The organism is Ferribacterium limneticum (genome assembly GCF_020510625.1).
GTDB lineage: Bacteria > Pseudomonadota > Gammaproteobacteria > Burkholderiales > Rhodocyclaceae > Azonexus > Azonexus limneticus_A.
Genome location: NZ_CP075191.1, coordinates 2,204,177 through 2,219,884 on the forward strand (window position 1 = coordinate 2,204,177; position 15,708 = coordinate 2,219,884).

General features: G+C 58.1%; 21 protein-coding genes. All 21 read right to left on the reverse strand.

Annotation, left to right across the window (positions count from 1 at the left end; translation table 11 throughout):
* Position 1: 1 nt before the first annotated feature.
* The 21 genes from KI617_RS10305 to KI617_RS10400 all read right to left on the reverse strand — a co-directional run bounded on the left by KI617_RS10305 (position 2) and on the right by KI617_RS10400 (position 15,688).
* The gene (locus KI617_RS10305) at positions 2-2,167 is read right to left on the reverse strand and encodes an AAA family ATPase (RefSeq protein WP_226446031.1); all 2,166 of its coding nucleotides are present in this window, start codon (positions 2,165-2,167) and stop codon (positions 2-4) included.
* On the reverse strand, positions 2,160-2,522 hold the full coding sequence (locus KI617_RS10310) for a hypothetical protein (RefSeq protein WP_226446032.1): 363 nt from the start codon (positions 2,520-2,522) through the stop codon (positions 2,160-2,162). Before KI617_RS10310 ends, KI617_RS10305 begins: the two co-directional genes overlap by 8 nt.
* On the reverse strand, positions 2,506-2,736 hold the full coding sequence (locus KI617_RS10315; protein WP_226446033.1) for a hypothetical protein: 231 nt from the start codon (positions 2,734-2,736) through the stop codon (positions 2,506-2,508). Before KI617_RS10315 ends, KI617_RS10310 begins: the two co-directional genes overlap by 17 nt.
* Before the next feature lie 174 nt (positions 2,737-2,910).
* Complete coding sequence (locus KI617_RS10320; RefSeq protein ID WP_226446034.1) at positions 2,911-3,171, reverse strand: hypothetical protein; 261 nt, start codon at positions 3,169-3,171, stop codon at positions 2,911-2,913.
* Complete coding sequence (locus KI617_RS10325; RefSeq protein WP_264180002.1) at positions 3,168-4,307, reverse strand: metallophosphoesterase; 1,140 nt, start codon at positions 4,305-4,307, stop codon at positions 3,168-3,170. The genes KI617_RS10320 and KI617_RS10325 overlap by 4 nt, the downstream gene beginning before the upstream one ends.
* 19 nt (positions 4,308-4,326) lie before the next feature.
* Positions 4,327-4,482 carry a hypothetical protein gene (locus tag KI617_RS10330; protein ID WP_226446036.1) on the reverse strand — a complete coding sequence of 52 codons (156 nt, stop codon included), beginning with the start codon at positions 4,480-4,482 and terminating at the stop codon, positions 4,327-4,329.
* 42 nt (positions 4,483-4,524) lie between these two features.
* The gene (locus KI617_RS20350; RefSeq protein WP_264180003.1) at positions 4,525-4,647 is read right to left on the reverse strand and encodes a hypothetical protein; all 123 of its coding nucleotides are present in this window, start codon (positions 4,645-4,647) and stop codon (positions 4,525-4,527) included.
* 2 nt (positions 4,648-4,649) lie between these two features.
* Entirely contained in the window at positions 4,650-5,084 is a 435-nt protein-coding gene (locus tag KI617_RS10335) for a hypothetical protein (RefSeq protein ID WP_226446037.1), read from the reverse strand.
* 74 nt (positions 5,085-5,158) lie between these two features.
* Entirely contained in the window at positions 5,159-5,491 is a 333-nt protein-coding gene (locus tag KI617_RS10340; RefSeq protein ID WP_226446039.1) for a hypothetical protein, read from the reverse strand.
* Positions 5,488-6,381: an ATP-dependent DNA ligase gene (locus tag KI617_RS10345; protein WP_226446040.1), complete on the reverse strand. Its 894-nt coding sequence runs from the start codon at positions 6,379-6,381 to the stop codon at positions 5,488-5,490. Before KI617_RS10345 ends, KI617_RS10340 begins: the two co-directional genes overlap by 4 nt.
* Positions 6,382-7,276: 895 nt before the next feature.
* Positions 7,277-7,711, reverse strand: a complete 435-nt coding sequence (locus tag KI617_RS10350; RefSeq protein ID WP_226446041.1) for a hypothetical protein — start codon at positions 7,709-7,711, stop codon at positions 7,277-7,279.
* Positions 7,708-7,941 carry a hypothetical protein gene (locus KI617_RS10355; RefSeq protein ID WP_226446042.1) on the reverse strand — a complete coding sequence of 78 codons (234 nt, stop codon included), beginning with the start codon at positions 7,939-7,941 and terminating at the stop codon, positions 7,708-7,710. The genes KI617_RS10350 and KI617_RS10355 overlap by 4 nt, the downstream gene beginning before the upstream one ends.
* 3 nt (positions 7,942-7,944) lie before the next feature.
* Positions 7,945-8,166: a DUF7220 family protein gene (locus tag KI617_RS10360; RefSeq protein WP_226446043.1), complete on the reverse strand. Its 222-nt coding sequence runs from the start codon at positions 8,164-8,166 to the stop codon at positions 7,945-7,947.
* On the reverse strand, positions 8,163-9,254 hold the full coding sequence (locus KI617_RS20540) for a DNA cytosine methyltransferase (RefSeq protein WP_404826701.1): 1,092 nt from the start codon (positions 9,252-9,254) through the stop codon (positions 8,163-8,165). Before KI617_RS20540 ends, KI617_RS10360 begins: the two co-directional genes overlap by 4 nt.
* 51 nt (positions 9,255-9,305) lie before the next feature.
* A complete protein-coding gene (locus tag KI617_RS10370; protein WP_226446044.1) occupies positions 9,306-9,536 on the reverse strand; it encodes an SH3 domain-containing protein in 231 nt (76 codons plus the stop codon).
* Positions 9,533-13,120 (reverse strand): DNA polymerase, encoded by a 3,588-nt coding sequence (locus tag KI617_RS10375; protein WP_226446045.1) that lies wholly within the window; start codon positions 13,118-13,120, stop codon positions 9,533-9,535. Before KI617_RS10375 ends, KI617_RS10370 begins: the two co-directional genes overlap by 4 nt.
* Positions 13,121-13,306: 186 nt before the next feature.
* On the reverse strand, positions 13,307-13,621 hold the full coding sequence (locus KI617_RS10380; RefSeq protein ID WP_226446046.1) for a TraR/DksA C4-type zinc finger protein: 315 nt from the start codon (positions 13,619-13,621) through the stop codon (positions 13,307-13,309).
* Complete coding sequence (locus KI617_RS10385; RefSeq protein WP_226446048.1) at positions 13,618-14,172, reverse strand: deoxynucleotide monophosphate kinase family protein; 555 nt, start codon at positions 14,170-14,172, stop codon at positions 13,618-13,620. The genes KI617_RS10380 and KI617_RS10385 overlap by 4 nt, the downstream gene beginning before the upstream one ends.
* Before the next feature lie 11 nt (positions 14,173-14,183).
* Positions 14,184-14,732: a hypothetical protein gene (locus KI617_RS10390; RefSeq protein WP_226446049.1), complete on the reverse strand. Its 549-nt coding sequence runs from the start codon at positions 14,730-14,732 to the stop codon at positions 14,184-14,186.
* A 146-nt stretch (positions 14,733-14,878) separates the two neighbouring features.
* Positions 14,879-15,328, reverse strand: a complete 450-nt coding sequence (locus tag KI617_RS10395) for a nucleoside triphosphate pyrophosphohydrolase family protein (protein ID WP_226446050.1) — start codon at positions 15,326-15,328, stop codon at positions 14,879-14,881.
* 114 nt (positions 15,329-15,442) lie between these two features.
* Positions 15,443-15,688 (reverse strand): hypothetical protein, encoded by a 246-nt coding sequence (locus KI617_RS10400; protein ID WP_226446051.1) that lies wholly within the window; start codon positions 15,686-15,688, stop codon positions 15,443-15,445.
* Positions 15,689-15,708: the final 20 nt, after the last annotated feature.

A 15,708-nucleotide genomic window follows, 5' to 3' on the forward strand; every position in this document is an offset into this window, starting at 1 on the left:
CCTAAATGACTATAAGGTTGTCAGCAAAGCTCTCCGAGATGGATTCATGGGTGACCAGCAGGGTCTGCTTGAACCCTGCTGCAGCAACGAACCCGAGCAGGTTCGTGGTTCGTTCATCGTCGCACCCTTGCGCCGGCTCGTCCAGGACGAGGAAGGAGCAGTGGGGCAGGAAGGTTTTCACCAGCGAGGTGCGGATGGCAAGGCCCAGCACGTCCAGCGTGGAACCGCTAAGGCCCCGGGTATTTTTGCCATTGACGAGGAAGCCGTCATCCGTCTTGGTTACCTTCGACGGCTCGCCGCGCATCTGGGTGAACATCGTGCCAACGGCTGCCAGCACCTGATTCCAGAGGCGGTCAGCCACCAGAGGGCGGATGGCCCGAACCTTTTTCAGCAGCGCGTTGTTGAAGGCCAGCGTTTGCAGATCGGCGGAACACTGCTTGACCGCGGCTCGAAGCTCGTCGCCGCGGGCGGCTGCCTGCTCGTACTCCTCCTGCACCCGGGCCAGCTTGGCGTTGGCAGAAGTCCAAAGATCCCGAAGCGTGGCAGCTTCAGCCTTCAGGCCTTCAACCTTGGCTGCTGCACCTTGACTGGCTCGCTTGAGTTCGTCGACATTGGCAACGGCTGGGTACTGGGCGAGTTGCCCACGGCTGGATTCAACAGCTGCTCGGTCGTCAGGAAGGGCGGCACGGAGGGTTTCGGCCTGTCCTTCCGCCCGTCTGGCCGCGTCCTGCTGCTGTTCGAGCGTAGTAAGCCGGTCTTTGATTTGTTGGACATTCGCAGCAGCCTCTGGAATCACACCCTTCCAAGACAGTTTCGGCGGGTGAAAGCCGAAGTCTAGCTCAAGGAACTCGCCATAGGCTGTAGCAAACCGCTCGAACGGAGCAGCAAGTGTGCTCAGCGTAGTGAGCTCCTTCAGCTCAGCTTCAGCACTGACAGCCGCAGCCCAGAAACCAGTAGCTTGCACATTCATGGCGGCAACCGGCGCTACGAGCTGTGCCACTTCCGCCTCCAGGGCAAGGTTCTGCGCCTCGATCGCAGCTTTGTTCGCGAGCACCTGATGGCACGTCGGGCATTCAAGTGTCGTGATCACCCTGGAGCGCAGGACTCGAACCTGAGCCTGAATCTCAGCGACATGCTTCTCGATGGTCCGTGCCTCAGTCTCGTTCGCCTTGATGGTAGCGGCTAGGCGGGCAACCTCAGCATCGAGGCCAGCCTTCTCCCCTTCCCAGAACGCTGCCGGGTAGGTAGCGTTCAGCTTGGCCAGTGCAGCGTAGGCTGCCAGGCGTTGCTCCCGGGTACCGGCCTCGCGCAGTTCGCGCTTCAAGCCCTCGATCTCGTCCGGGTTCGGCTTATCTGCAGCCTTCTTCTCGGCGGCGGAAAGCTGGGCTTCATGCAGGGCCAAGGTCTCCTCGTGCTTTCGCAGGTTCGTCGAAAGCGTGGTGTGCATGCGGGCCGCGTTCTCGGCGTTCTCCCAAGCGGAGTAGGCAACCTTGGCCTCCCGTTCGGCCTCTGTTGCTGCCTCGGCTCGGCTGTTGGCACGCAGCTGAGCGACGTCTGCCTCTCCCTGCAGGATGGCAAGGTCAGGCTTCACCGGCTCCACCCAGCAGGCCAGCCGGTCATCGGCCTCGCGCAGCCGGGCCTCGAGCACGGAGGGCGAACCGATCGTCAGCTTCTCCTGCATGCGCTCGATGATCTGGTCAAAGACATCGAACGAGCAGAGGACTTCGATCTGGGTAGCCACCGCTTTCGGCCCCTCCTCCAAGGCACCGCGCAGGTTGCCCTGGTTGGCGAACATCAGGCGCTGGATGGATTTGCCATCGGCGCCCAGCAGGTTGGTCGCGAAGGCGCTGACTTCCGTCTGGCCAGTGACTAGCACCTTGCCATCGGACACAACCTCAGCGCCCGAGGTCGAACGCTTGAAGGTGTAGAGCCGATCTGCAATGATATCGAGTTCCACCTTGAGGGCGTTTGCCTTGTGGCCCCACGTGACGGTGTCGTCGAGGGACTCGCGCAGCAACTTGGAGCCGAACAAGGCGTAGAGGATGGCCTCATTCATCGTTGATTTGCCGGCCTCGTTGGCACCGCGCACCACGTTGAGGCCATTCGTAAAGTCAATGACCCGATCGACGTGCTTGCGGAAGCAGGTCAGGCGTAGTTGGTTAAGCATCGTGTTTCTCCTCAATCGGCATGCCAATGGTTGCTTCAACAAAGTAGGCAAGGGTGTCGAAATGTTCCTGAGCGTGCTCGTTGTAACAGCTACCCTTAACAAAACGAACAGCAGCTACAACCCTGTCATCCAAGATGGTCAGCGGCGGGTTCAGCTTTTTATCCACCGTCGCAATGATGTCATCGATCTCGAACTCACTACTGCTGCTGCAGCCGGCGAGATTGACGATACGGCGGAAGCCCTGCTCCCACCGATCCTTGCGGACGATGGCGCCGTCAGCACGGAACTCGTAGTCGTCCGGGTTCGCCTCCATGAACTCTGGCCGGCGAAAATCTTTTTCAGTTACTGGGCGCATCTTTAGCCTCCTCAGCTTCAATGAAGGCCACGACCTTCTCGGCCAGTTCAGGTGAGGCATGCAGCAGGCGCCACGCAGCAAGCGTGTGGCGCTCATCAGCTTTTTCAGCACTGAACTCACCTCTGTAACCCCGGGATGTCTTAATGCTGCATACGACCTGCACTTTGCCAGGAGCAGGGCTGCCCTTCGGCATCGTTACTTTCCACGAACTCATATCAGTTACCTCCGTTTGCCCAGAGCTTCAACGCCTTGCGGCGCTGAACTTCCCCGAACTTTCTTGCATGTTTGCTCCATCCGGCCTCGATCATTACCTTGGCTGCCTGCTGGCGGCAGGCCTCCCAGCGGCGAGGGTCCGAATCCCAGGGTGTTGAGTGGCCACAGCAGGGCATCAGTTACCTCCGTTTGCCCAAGGAAGCCACAACAGGAAGCGCTTCTTGCCGAGCTTGGTTTCGTTGGGCTGGCGCTGTTCAAAGAACGTGCCCATCTCGCCACAGTTGCCATCGACGTCAATTCGCTCGAGGTGTGCAGGCTTGCTGTACGGCTCCCCTGTAACAAGGTCACGGGGTCCAGGTCTCCGACACTTGTCAAAGATCACGTGCTGACCCGTCTTACGAAAGTGCCGACAGTCCACGCAGAACTTTTCAGTCATGCTTCGACTCCTTCAAGGAACTTAGCAACAGCCGGCGAAGGTGCCGGCCCGTCGTTCATCACCAGTTCAATGACCATCCGCTCTTCCGGGTTGAGTTCGCCGAGCAGGGCTTCGAGAACGTCAAACGATTTGAGGCCCTCGAAGGTGGCAGCCGCCGCATCTTCAACACCCTCCTGGCCTTCAACACGAACCGCGTTGGAGACCACGAAAGCGTCGGACTGGTTTCGGAAACGGGCGATTGCATCCACAGCTCGGCTGGATTCTTCAGCCAGCGCCGAGCCTTCGATCCGAACAAACTTGACGGTATCGACGATGGGTTGGTCCAACTCACGCCAATCAATGCGAGAGAACTCGTTGATCGCGTCCCACACTGGGTGTTTAACCACACCTTGATCGTTGATTTCATGGGCGTACTTAATGCCGTCGCTCTGCGCTGCGCCTTTCGCCATACAGTCGGCGACACTTGTCGGAATCTGGTTGCCGAGGCAATAAATACCTCGACCGATGTTGTGAAACTGATGTTGGTGTTCATGGGCATTCAGGATCGTGAAGTGCTTCGTGAGTTGAACAGCCCGATCCATGTCAATGTTCAGGCTGTGATCGCGCTGGCCGTGGCAGGCGGGCGGCAGGACGTTGCAGTGAGTCAGGAGGTAGAGGGGAACGCCAGCCTGCACCGAACTAGCCAGCTCAATCGCTTTGTCTAGCTCCATGTCGAACAGGTCTTGGTTCGGCATGTGAGGGATGATGAAGACCTGCTTGCTGATAAGCGTCATGCCCTCTCGGATAATGCTGACCTGCTCGTAGTACATGCGCTGCAGGCAGGAGGCCAGTAGATCAAAGGAGGAGAGTCGATCGGCCTTCGGAGACCAGTCGTGGTTACCTCGAACCAGTATCAGGCGACTTCCTGATGTGCTGAGCCAGCTGGCGAAGATGTCTAGGGTTTCCCACAGGTCGGCCAATTCGACGGTGAACTCGTCGAAGAGGTCGCCAAGGATCAGGACGTCCTTGGCTTCGTCGGCGCAGAAGGCGGCGTCCAGCAGTTCGCGCAGGCGGGTCAGGATAGATTGACGAAGGGCCACTTGGGTGGCCGGGGTCGTGCCGGCGCTACGCTTCACGCCGATGTGCAGATCATTCAAGATTAGGAGGGGTTTCATCTCAGTCCTTTAACTTGGGTTTGGCATTGTAACTCCGTTTCAGCCTCCACTCCGCATGCCTGTCGTAAATAAGGCAGCAGGCAAGGAAGAGGAGCACGGGGCCGGCAAGGAGGTACAGCAGCAGGGTGAGTAACCTGTCTTCAATCCACTTCTTCATAGTTGCTCCAAAGACCCGGCCCCGAAGGGCCGGGCGGTTCGCTTAGAGGCCGAAGCTACTCAGCGCTTTCTCGATCTTCTTGCGTGCCCAGAGCGCGGCCATGCCGCCGAGAGCTGCACAGACCAGACCCCAGAGGACGAGGTCGCCGATGTGAAGGAGCATCATGATTACTTGAACTTTTCGAGAGCGTTGATCTCGGTGTTGCAACGGCCATCTTCAGCGGCGTAATCCTTGCTCTTGAAGATGCCCGTGGGCAGGCAACCGTAGATACCCTTGCCGTTACCGTTGGTCTGGCACTTGATCTGATCAATCAACTGGCCAGTCTTGGCGTTGTAGATTTCACCGCTGGCCCAGCCGTCACCAAAGCGGCAATCCTTCTTGACGGAGGAGTCCGACTGCACAGCCACGCGGGTGTCCAGGTTCGGATAGACGTCAGCCGCAAAGCGCCGTGCATTGACCGTGGCGTTGTCGCGACTGATCGCCTGGTTCTGGTCGATGACATTGACGTCAGCGTAGGCCTTGGTTGCAGGCTGTTCAGAGTTGCCACAGGCTGCCAGAGAGACGGCGAGGACGGCGGCGAGAATCAAAGAGATGGTCTTCATTGTTATTTTTCCTTAGTAGAAGAGTGCCCGGGTTGGAGCACTGAGGTTGGGCAGGCCTCAGTGCTTTGCTGCAGTTAAACGAGCTTGCCTATTTCGTCATGATCCAGCGTGACTTCGTAGGCACCGCCCTCGGCGGCGGTGTTGATTCGGTTGAGGAGACCTTTAAGCTCTCTGAGTTCTGCCTTCGCATAGAGCAGGGTCCATTGGTCTTCACTCATGACCCTCCAGTCATCGCACGAAGGGTCAGTGGCGAACCAGCGCCGCCACCAGGGCAATGCCGCATAGGCTTCAGCGTCGTCATTGATGAGTTGCTGAACGTTGTCCCGAACCCCTTCCGCGGTGTCGATGACAAGGAGTAGGCGACGGCGCAGCTCGGCCAGTTCGTAGTTCCGCCACGTGGCCTTCATGACATGTCTTCCTTGGCACGGAAACCAAGCCAGACAGGGAAGCGCGGCTTGTCCTTGACGCCGATCTTGAAGGACTTGTACTTGCCGAAGCAGCCGATGAGCCGGCCTGACTCGTGCAGGCGCCAGATGACTTCACGCTCTGCAGCGGAGAAGCCGGTGCCAATGTTGAACTCGACGCCGCTCTTCACGTCCCGAACCTGCAATGCGCCCATGGTGCCCATGGGAACCAGGCCTTCGGCATCCGTCGCCCGCTTGGTGCGGCCCAGCTCATCCTTGGTGGCTGTGTTCTGGTTGCTCATCAGCTCTTCGACGCCGATGACCTCGCAATCGTCGTCACTGAAGCGCTTCAGCTTCAACAGGAAGCCTTCGCGATCCGTAGAACGCCCGAACTTGTAGGGCGACGTGACGCTGCGCACCATCAAGCCCTCGTAGCCCTGATCGAGCCACTCCTGCTCGCGGCGCAGCAGCTCAGCTTCCGAATAGACAATGTGCTGCTCGACAATCACCACACCATCAGGAAGACGGGCCGGCAACTTGCCAAGGCGGTCACCGAAGGCCTCACCCCAGAACTGGAAGTGATCGAAGACGTAGAACTTGACGTCGGGCGTGCCGTCCTTCTTCATAACGCCACGGAACGTCGTGTTGTAACAGTCCTTGTCCCAGGGGTCGCCGACGATCAACTCGCCGTCGTAGTACTTGAACTCGGGGCGTCCGAACATCGCCTGCACATGTAGGTTCGGGATCGGAAGGAGCTTGCGGGAGAGAAGCACGTCGCCGTTCGGGCTGACAGCGCGGATGCCATCCAGCTTCGGCGAGACGATGACTGGATAGAGCAGCTTGGCAGTGTCTTTGACCTTGCCAGCAAGCATGGGTGCGAAATTGATACCCATGTCAGTACCCTCTATCAGTCACAATGTCTGTGAAAAGCTCAGGTGCATCGTAGAGGATAGCTTTAAGGTCCTGAGTATTTACCTCTTCGAGGGCTCGACCTAGTGACTCTCCTACGTTGAGCATCACTATGTTGTGACAGACCTTTATGTCTCGCAAGGTGTCTGCTGAAGGGTATAGGTCACTCCTCAGTACGTCGATCCCTTCATCTTGATGTAGCACACTCATGTTGTGCTCACACAAGAGTGCGTGGATTGCACGAGCAAGCGTAGTTTTACCTGAGCCTGCTCTACCTGTGATGGTGATATAAACTTTGTCCATATTATTAACTCCTTATTGTTGGACGTTGGTACTACTGGGAATTGCTTAGGTATTGCATAAAGTCATAGCAGCAGGCTCTTTCAGCCTCTCTTACAAAATCACTCCAGCCGACGCTAGTTAGGTCCGCAGTACCCTCCTTAGCTCTAGTAAAGTGAAAACTATCTACTTCCAGCCATAAAGTTGGGCTGCCAACTTCAGATGGGACATGCCCACGTGATGACCCACACCTCCAACCCCTATCTAAGCACTCGAACCACCCCTGAGATTGGTACGGGCTACCTTCTACTAGAAGAAGACTAGCTGGCACGTAGGGGCAAAGCAGCCCATACCTCTGAGCAAATCTTGCCTTTCCTGCTGAGGCGATAAACCCTTCCGGTTTGACCTCTACAAACCACCAGCCACTAGGTAACTTGAGCAGAAAATCAGGAGTTATCCCCCCGCCATGTATAGGGTATGTCGCTGGTTCATACTGCCAATCTATGCCCAGCAGCTCAAAGAAGACTGCCCACTGCGCCTCAAGCTTTGAGCGAAAGCGATTCCCTTTAAATACAGTGGGCTTAGGTGCAATGTCATAGCTCATCCGAACCACCCTGTCGCCCTGAGCGCCTCCTCGGCAGTCGCATAGGTCGGAAACTCAGAGCAGTCCCACGAGGGCTGCACCGGGCCGGCGAAGTGCGAGGCGGGCACATAGCGCCACAGCTTCGTCTCCGTGTGAAGGATGATCACGCCGAAGTCGATGCCGGCCAGCTTGAACTTCTTGAGCAAAGGCAGCTGAGCAATCTTGTCCTTGGGCAGCCGGAAGTCGTGGGCCATCTCCTTGACTTCAAGGTGGTAGGCCTTCGGTGCCGAGGCGACAAGGTAGTCAGCAGGCTGCGCCTTCAGGGAGCCGCGGGCCGAACGTGCATCTGGGTAGCGGTGGTAGGCCACGCCGAGATACATCTCGTTGAAGCGCTTGAGCACCTCATCAACCTTCTTCTCGGCAAGCTTGCCACGTTGTCCGATGGTGCTCATGCTTCCACTTCCTTCGTCGGCCAGAGGATCGGGTTGATCTCACCCTTGGCCCAGCTGACCATGATGTCGAGGCAGGAGACGCCCTTCTCAAAGTAGGCGTAGTGCCAGCCGAGAACTTGGAAGGGGATGTCCTCGATCGGGCCAGCCGGCTCGACCTTGACTCGAACCTCTGTCCGGTCTGCGAGGAGGATGAAACGGAGCTCGCTGAATTGAATATGTGCGTTTGCCATTTCTTATTTTTCCTTATGAAGCAAAGCGTTGAAGAACCTTCTTAATGTATAACTTCTGATTATCGAGACCACTGTGAACCAGAGGACGATCTCGACGTTGCTACTGAGTGGCAACTTGACGTCATAGGCGTGGAAGATCACGAGCTGGCTGATCAGGCTGACCACCAACCCGATGGCGATATTGGCCAAGGTCTCAACCATGGACATGGCACGGCTCTGGGTCATGGCAGGACCTCCATGGCGGCGGCGATGAATCCTTCAGCAACCTCGCTCACGATGCCGTTCCCGTAACCACGTAGTCGGATGACGCGATTGCGTCGAGCCAGTGCTCCCAGAGAGGTCTTGCCTCGTCCCAGATGGGGGGCAGAGACATCAACCAGCGGGAATGTCCCGGATTCAACTGGCCGCGCTTTCCCGTCTCGGCAGGGGAGCCAGTCGGCGTCGGACCAGAAGCCGTTAGTTGGGCCTGGCGCGGGAGCTGATCCACCCTGCTCCGCTCGCTGCCGTCCGGGTTCGTCGCCGTCGATGCCATCCCCGCTGTGTCCTTCCAGTCCCTCGCTGAGGGTGTCACCCATGAGGAGAGCGCTGTCTTCGCCATCACCTGCAGGTCCGTGATGGCTGTCCGATTGGCACCAGTTCCGTCCCGAACGCCCATCCGTTGCTTCATGGCAAGGTGGGCTTCCGGCGACTTGTTGTCCGGTTGCGCTGTCGGCGTCGGCCAAGGGGCCAGCGCTGCAGCATGGTTCAACGTCATGTTCGGCGTCGGCGCGAAGTCCGGAGCCGGGAACCTGATCGCGTCGTTTTTGGTCGTCGTAGGCCACGAAGTACAGTCGCTGTCGGATGTGCGGCGCCCCGAAGCCGCAAGCCGGGAGACCTGCCGCCCCGAGGGCGTAACCGATGCCCTCCACGTCATTTTGAACAAGGTCGAGCCAAGAGTGGCGCAGCGCTGCTTCAACTTGCTCACCAAAGAAGACTGCAGGGCGGCACTGCTCGATAAGCCAGTAGGCTGCAGGCCAAAGGTGCCGCTCGTCAGAAGCCCCTTCTCCTTTGCCTGCCGTGGAGAAAGGTTGACAGGGACACGAGAGTGTCCACACTGGCCGGGAGTCACTCCAACCTGCTTGACGCAAGGAGTGGGACCAGCCTCCAACTCCAGCAAACAGGTGCACTTGGGTATAGCCTGCGAGATCGCTAGGCATGACATCTTCGATAGATCGTTCATCGACATCTCCGGGGGCTATAACCCCTCTTTGAATTAGGTTCCGCAGCCATTGGGCAGCGTCCGGGTCGAACTCGTTGTAATAAGCTTTGGGCATTTATTGCCTCTTGTTATGGTTGAGTTGGAGGGCCGAAGCCCTCCGGGTTTGCTACGCTTCCGGTTCCTTTACCAACTCCTTGATGAGGAAGTGATGAGAGAACTCCTTACCCCTCCCATTACGTTGTCCAAACTTGACGTGAGCCTGCCCTTTCCACATCCCGATAGCGTCAGGCCCGACAAGCGTCACTGTGCCAACTCTGTCCTTCAGCTTTTTCGCGAGCCATGACACGTACTGATCAGTATTGAGAACCCGAACCTTGTCTCCAACCTTGAGTGTCATGCTGGTACAGCCTCCTCGTAGGTTTCAACTTCCTTGGAGATTGCCTTTGCCGGCATCGGCGTGGTGAACAAGAGTTCGAGGGCACGCTTGATCTTCGCGGCATTGAACTCCTCGCCCACCTCGACCTGATCGGCAAAGTTCTTGCCAAGGGAGATCGAACCACCGAAAGGAACTGGGAACGTCGGCGTGTAGGGAAGGGACATGGCTTCGTGGATCACCTTGATCACCTCAACAGCGTGATCGCGGTGGCACGAGACCACGAGTTCGTCATGCACAATGGCGATGAACCGAACGTCGCAGCGGAACATCACACCAGAGTCCCACAGGACCGTCATCGCCCGCTTCAACATCTCCGCACCGGCAGACTGAATCACGAAGTTGGACGCCTGGCGGGAAGCTGCTTCGATTTCCCACTTGTTGTCCGAACGAATGACTTCCTGCAGGTGGCGGCGCCCGCCCATGGCCGTGCTGACGTAGCCATCGCGCTTCACCTGATCACCCACCTCGATCTTCCACTCCTCGTAGCGAGCGAACTTCGCGTACTTGGCTTCAAGGAAGGCCGTGGCCGTCGCCAAGTCACAGATCAGGAGTTCCTGAATCTTCGGCGCCGTACAACCGTAGGACGAACCGAAATTCACCGGCTTCGAATCACGTCGCAGGTCCTTGGCAAGCTGCTGGACAGCTTCGTCCTTGGCGTGCAGGAGTTCGCGGAAGGTGGCGTAGTCGTCAGGTGGCAGCCCGCCTTCGAAGTACGCCATGCACTTCTCGTACTCCTCCTGCGACCAGACCAGCTTCATAGCGCCGGATGCCGTGATCGAGTGGAAATCTTTCTTGTCTTCGCCAAGGTAGCAGGCGAGCAGGTTCGGGTCCAAGGAGTAGCCCGCCTGCAGGCGAATTTCCTGAGCCGGCGCATCGACGGAGATGATCACCGCGTCCTTGTGGTGAGGAACGAAACACGAACGGAATTGAACGCTCTCGCCTTCCTTCGGGAGCTGCTGCAGGTTCGGCTTCTTGTAGCTGTACCGACGAGTTACCGCGGCGCACTGGTTGGCCTGAGCGTGGATCAGCCCAGTCTTCCAGTGGCGCACGTGGCGATACGGACGGTAGAAGAGGCCACGCTTGGTGGTGACCTTCTTCATGTCCTGAATGCCCTCAAGTACTGGGCGCTGCTCCTCGGTGCAGTCCAGCAGGGCGAAGTCAATGGTGACATCGTCCGTGCGGGCCTTGGCCTTCAGCAGTTCGCACTGCTCAGGGGTCAGGGTCACGCTGCTGGAGCCGCTCACCAGCTTGCGGTGAAGGCCGACAGCCTCGTACAACGCCGGCTTCTTCTCACGCTCGGTAGGCGTGCAGGAATTCACCAGACGCAGCGGAAGCCCCATCTGGGTGAAGAGGAGCTCGCGCATTTTCTTCGGCGAATTGACGTCCAGCACAGGCTCACCGGAGAAGCGCGATTTGATCCAGTCGTTGATCTGACCAAGGTTGCCTTCGGTCATGAAGCGAGCCAGCAAAGGCGCGTCGTCGTGCTCCGCGACTTCGATCAGCTTGATGATCTTGGACGCGGTTCGCACCTGAGTGGCAAGTTCTTCGCCCGTGATCAGGTAGTAGGCCTGCTTCACCTGCTTGTAGTCGGACAGGTCGGTGAGCTTCGGGCAGATGGTGCCCTCGTAGCCGATCTTGACCAAGTACTCACGAACATTGGCCCAAGCTGCGTCGAACTTCTGATCGTCAGCGTCAGACAACTCCCGCATGCGCTGCATGGAGAACTTGGTCCCTTGCACGAACGCGAGTGCCGTCAGGTAAGCCGGCTTGATCTCGATGGCGTTGTAGAGGTCCCAGACGCCTTCGATTTCCATGATGGTGCGGAAGTGGTAGTAGGCGACGGACGTGCAGATCGTGTCGTCAGCGCCATAGGCAAGGACTTCACGGGCCGTCAGTTCGTTCATCTTGTACTGCCGGCGCTCCATCTTCTTGAGCACGATCGGCATGCCGTCCGGACCCTTGACATTGACTTCAACCTCGATCAGCTCACCAGTCTCCTCGCTGGGGATCGTAGTGGTCCGGGTCTGGTAGATGTTCCACTCTCGAACCACCCTGCCACCCTCGGGCAGGGTGCCGACTTCACCTTCCTTCGAGGTGACCTGCTCGTAGGTGACCTGCTCGTAGCCAGTGAGCCGCTTGGAAATCTGCTTCAGGCCCTGCGACTGGTTCTCGTCCACGTAGTTGGACATGATCCGGGTATCGACGATGTTCGGCAGGAAGCCGTGCCAGCCGTTGTCCGCCCACGCCTCGCCCCACTCCTGGAAGAGCACGGTGAGTTCGAAGCTGGAGTTATGGACCGGGCGCTGGATTTTCTTCGGGATCAGATCGACCATCTGACGCGCCTGCTCGACCGTGATGTTGTTCGTGTCACGGTGATCGACGCTGACGTAGATCGTATGCTGGTTGTTGGCGCCGAACGTGAGCGAGAAGCCGGTGAGCCGGCTGCCGAGCACATCCACACCCAGATCCTTTTTGCCATCCACATCCTCAGCCGCGGCGGCGAGCCACTCATCGGACTCAGGCGGCGTCGACGTTTCGATGTCCAGTGTCACGAAGGGAGACGCGGCAAATTGCTGAGGCAATCGGGCCATCATCGCCGGGTAGTTGTCCGCCGTCACCAGCGTCACCGTGCCGGCGTGCGGACGCAGACGCTCGTCGAAATGACCAACCTTGATCATGCCAACCTGCCACTGCAGAGGCATGCGCAGGGTGTTGATCTTCTCCGGATAGAGCTTCGCCACCATCCAGCACCGAACCACGGTGTCGATATTGTCCAGCACCTTCTGCAGGGGCTTGAACTCGGCAACGTCCTCAGCCAGTGTGCCAAGGTGCTTGCCGTTGATCTTCCCTTGGTTCCAGTAATATCGCTCCTCTAGGTTGAGAAGGTCAATGAAGGCGTCCAGACCCTCATCACCGAACTGAATGGCCATATTCAGGAAGGCCTTGTCGCCGAAGCCTTTGGCGCCCGGGTACGTGTCCGAGTCGTCGCCGACGAGTGCCTTGTAGAGGCGGGTGTATTTCGCCTCGAAGGGGCCAAACGGGTTCGAGTCCAGCAGCTTGCCACCCTTCCACTGCTTCACTCGCTCGCTGCACAGTACGGACATGTCGCCGTCGTTCGACAGGATCACGCCGGGCAGGAACTGGGTGAGGTAGGCAATGACGTCGTCCGCTTCCATGTTCGGGTGCGTGACAACACAGGCGCCGACGTCCATCAGAGCCTGCTTGATCATGGGCTTCAGCAGGTTGAACTGGGCGTAGGCTTCATCGGGCTTGTCGCCAGAGGTGTCCTTGTAGCAAGGGAGAATTCGCTGGCGAAAGCCTTTCGAGTTGCCAGTTTCTTCGATGATGATGAAGCGGCTCGGCGTGATGCCGTTCATGTTGGCGCCGCCCATGATCATGTTGATCGCGTTCTCGTAGCCGTGCTGGGCGGAATTCACCAGCACCTGCTTGCCCTTGTGCTCAACCTTGATGCCAAATTCTTCGTCCTTGCCGGCGAAGAGTGAAGTCCAGCAAACGCTGGACAAGTCAATGAACATTCTTTCCATTACCAGTTCTCCTTCACGAGTAACTGCACGAACCACCAAGCGTTCGCAAAAAGTTGTAGAAAAGCCCAACAGAGCTTCGTGAAAAGTCCTGCCCAACCTAGGAGCAGGATCAGTACAGGACCAATCACAAGGAGAGGTAGCACAACCAGCATGCGCAGCCATCTCCATTTAATTGGCAGACGGGAATTACTTTCTCGCATACCCTTTACCCACCTTCTCAGCGGTTGTTGCACAATCGATGCACGTGTTGTAGCCAAGCTCCAACCGGCCTGCGCCGATCGGTTCCCCGCACTCGACGCACTCTTCAGTCGGCCAAACCATGATCGGTTGGCCTTCAGGTGTGAATTGAGGGTCTCCGTTGTAGTCAATGAGTTGGACCTTCACTTGATCCGGCGCCGCCTTCCTCCGCTGGGCCGCGAGCAGTGAAGCCCGCTCACGCTCAGCAAGGGCACTACCTTGGTCGATTGGATCAGGCAGCTGTTCGTTGTCTTCGAGGATCACTTGGCACGCCCCTGCAGAATGGCAACAGCCCGGTCAGCCTGGCGAGCAAGGTCGTGGAGTGTTCCATTGTTCCAGATCACCACGTCGCCCGCCTGCTTGGTGACGCCCTGCTCCGTCTTGTGCGCAGCCTCTTTGCCCGATAGGCCAGCGCCATCGCGCTCAAGGTGCACAATCAAGCCTCCAAGGTCTCGGATGGTCTCTGCCTCGACATCCTTGCGGACATCAGAGACCACAACGTCGTCCGTGTTCGAGAATCCCGCGTAGTCAATCAGCCAGCGCCGAATCCAGAAGCCAGCGCCGTAGCGCTCACACATGAGCTCGCCAAAATCCTGCAGCAGGACCCGGTTCGTTTCCTTCCAGACTTCGTGGTACTGCTTCTTTCCTTCCTGCGAGTGGAAGTGCGCCAGATCAATGCCGTAAGCTGCCGCTGCCGCCTGCTTCAGCGGCACCGCGAACGCCATGGGGAGAAAGTTGTAGTTACGAAACAGGATTTCGGCAAATGTGTCTTTGCCGCTGAGGGCCTTGCCCGTGATACCGATCAACATTGGCATGTTATTTTTCCTTATGTGCCAGTTGTGAAGAGGGAGTCCATCGCCCACGTGTCGGGCGTGTTCCAGTAGCAGGCCTGCAGGATGTGCATAGCCTCCTTGTTGCCTTGCTTCCTCGCCTCCTTGAAGGCCCGAACCAGATTCCCGTTCCGGCAGGTGGAACCCCACCGAACGTTCCCCTGCAGGTAGTGCAGGTAGTTAAACAACGGGCCAATCTCCCCGGGGGCTGGGCTGTAAGCTCGTACTCCCCATGAGCTGCCGTCCTTCTCGACGACAAAACTATCCTTGGTCAGGATCTGGACCTGAGCGCCGGCTCGCACCGCTCCGTAGAGGCAGAAGGCAAGCAGGATGCTTGCGCCCTGTGCCGTCACAGCTTGGGGTAGCGGCAACAACCAGGCGCGTTGCTTGCGGTTGAGCTGTGCTCGACCTGCGATATCCGTCGTAATGGCACGGATATCGGTGGAAGAGGCGTAGAGGTAGTCCGCACAGATTTCGTTAAACCACTCTCGCCACGATTCCAGTGGCGTTTCAGCAAGGTTGGGAGGAGCGACGATGTCGTTCATCTCCAAGCCGGCGTAGCTTTCTTGCGAAAGCAGAGGGGGCCGTGGAACCTTGAATGCCTCGCCGCGGAGCCGAGCCGGCCCGGGTTTGAACACTTCAGGGTTGAGGACCTGCAAGGCCCTCACCGCCTTTAGCAGCGTCCGCATGACTACCCCGTGACGGAGTTCAGCGCGGCCTGCTCGGCAACCTTGTCCCGGTTCAGCGCGTTGTGGGCGCTGAACTTCTTGTCTGGGTAGCGAGCCGAGAGCTTGGCGACGTTGGCACTGAAGACTTCGCCCCAAGTTACGCCGAGGGAGCGGATGATCAGGTTGTAGTACCACATCGCATCGCCGATTTCTTCAATCAGGTGTGCGTGATCAAGGGGCTTGCCGTAGGCCCACGCCTTCTTGATGATATCGACCACTTCACCACCCTCGCCGGCCACGCCGAGGGCGCCGTGCAGCAGGTCCTCGATCTGGCTACCCTTGGGGTCGATGAAGGCGGCAGCGCGTTCGCTGTAGCCGTCAGCGGTCATCGCCTTGGCGAAGAAGGTAGAGAGCGTTGCCTTGACTTCCTCGTGGCTAAACGGGAATTTCAGGTCGGCAAGTTTCGAGGTCACACCCTTGCCTACTACGCAGCCCTCAAGTGGTTGGTGGATGGGTGAGAAAGCAACCTTGCCCACTGTGAGTGGAGTACTGCTTTGGTTCAGGTTCGTGTCCATATTATTAACTCCTTATAGTTGGACGATAGAAAACGTGAGACGGAAAAGATTGTCGTGCCCAAGCTTGATACTCTTGGGCACCTCCAGCTCAACGTAGGAAAGATCAGGCGTGGCACAGTCGCCGTTGCGCATCAAGCGAACGAAGCCGCCACACGCGCCGACGTAGAGGCCATCGCTGTAGCGATAAACCTTGGCCTGCTTATAGACGCCCTTCTTCGAGCGCGTGATGCAGAACGCATCCGGGATCACATGGAACATTTAGATGTCCTCTTGTTCTA

What these genes read in the sequence shown, in the direction of transcription:
- KI617_RS10400 (WP_226446051.1), bottom strand. Translation starts at nt 15,688, where the DNA reads ATGTTCCATGTGATCCCGGATGCGTTCTGCATCACGCGCTCGAAGAAG.
- KI617_RS10320 (WP_226446034.1), bottom strand. Translation starts at nt 3,171, where the DNA reads ATGACTGAAAAGTTCTGCGTGGACTGTCGGCACTTTCGTAAGACGGGT.
- KI617_RS10370 (WP_226446044.1), bottom strand. Translation starts at nt 9,536, where the DNA reads ATGACACTCAAGGTTGGAGACAAGGTTCGGGTTCTCAATACTGATCAG.
- KI617_RS10375 (WP_226446045.1), bottom strand. Translation starts at nt 13,120, where the DNA reads ATGGAAAGAATGTTCATTGACTTGTCCAGCGTTTGCTGGACTTCACTC.
- KI617_RS10340 (WP_226446039.1), bottom strand. Translation starts at nt 5,491, where the DNA reads ATGAAGGCCACGTGGCGGAACTACGAACTGGCCGAGCTGCGCCGTCGC.
- KI617_RS10330 (WP_226446036.1), bottom strand. Translation starts at nt 4,482, where the DNA reads ATGAAGAAGTGGATTGAAGACAGGTTACTCACCCTGCTGCTGTACCTC.
- KI617_RS10345 (WP_226446040.1), bottom strand. Translation starts at nt 6,381, where the DNA reads ATGGGTATCAATTTCGCACCCATGCTTGCTGGCAAGGTCAAAGACACT.
- KI617_RS10390 (WP_226446049.1), bottom strand. Translation starts at nt 14,732, where the DNA reads ATGAACGACATCGTCGCTCCTCCCAACCTTGCTGAAACGCCACTGGAA.
- KI617_RS20350 (WP_264180003.1), bottom strand. Translation starts at nt 4,647, where the DNA reads ATGATGCTCCTTCACATCGGCGACCTCGTCCTCTGGGGTCTGGTCTGT.
- KI617_RS10385 (WP_226446048.1), bottom strand. Translation starts at nt 14,172, where the DNA reads ATGCCAATGTTGATCGGTATCACGGGCAAGGCCCTCAGCGGCAAAGAC.
- KI617_RS10335 (WP_226446037.1), bottom strand. Translation starts at nt 5,084, where the DNA reads ATGAAGACCATCTCTTTGATTCTCGCCGCCGTCCTCGCCGTCTCTCTG.
- KI617_RS10310 (WP_226446032.1), bottom strand. Translation starts at nt 2,522, where the DNA reads ATGCGCCCAGTAACTGAAAAAGATTTTCGCCGGCCAGAGTTCATGGAG.
- KI617_RS10305 (WP_226446031.1), bottom strand. Translation starts at nt 2,167, where the DNA reads ATGCTTAACCAACTACGCCTGACCTGCTTCCGCAAGCACGTCGATCGG.
- KI617_RS10350 (WP_226446041.1), bottom strand. Translation starts at nt 7,711, where the DNA reads ATGAGCACCATCGGACAACGTGGCAAGCTTGCCGAGAAGAAGGTTGAT.
- KI617_RS20540 (WP_404826701.1), bottom strand. Translation starts at nt 9,254, where the DNA reads ATGCCCAAAGCTTATTACAACGAGTTCGACCCGGACGCTGCCCAATGG.
- KI617_RS10360 (WP_226446043.1), bottom strand. Translation starts at nt 8,166, where the DNA reads ATGACCCAGAGCCGTGCCATGTCCATGGTTGAGACCTTGGCCAATATC.
- KI617_RS10355 (WP_226446042.1), bottom strand. Translation starts at nt 7,941, where the DNA reads ATGGCAAACGCACATATTCAATTCAGCGAGCTCCGTTTCATCCTCCTC.
- KI617_RS10315 (WP_226446033.1), bottom strand. Translation starts at nt 2,736, where the DNA reads ATGAGTTCGTGGAAAGTAACGATGCCGAAGGGCAGCCCTGCTCCTGGC.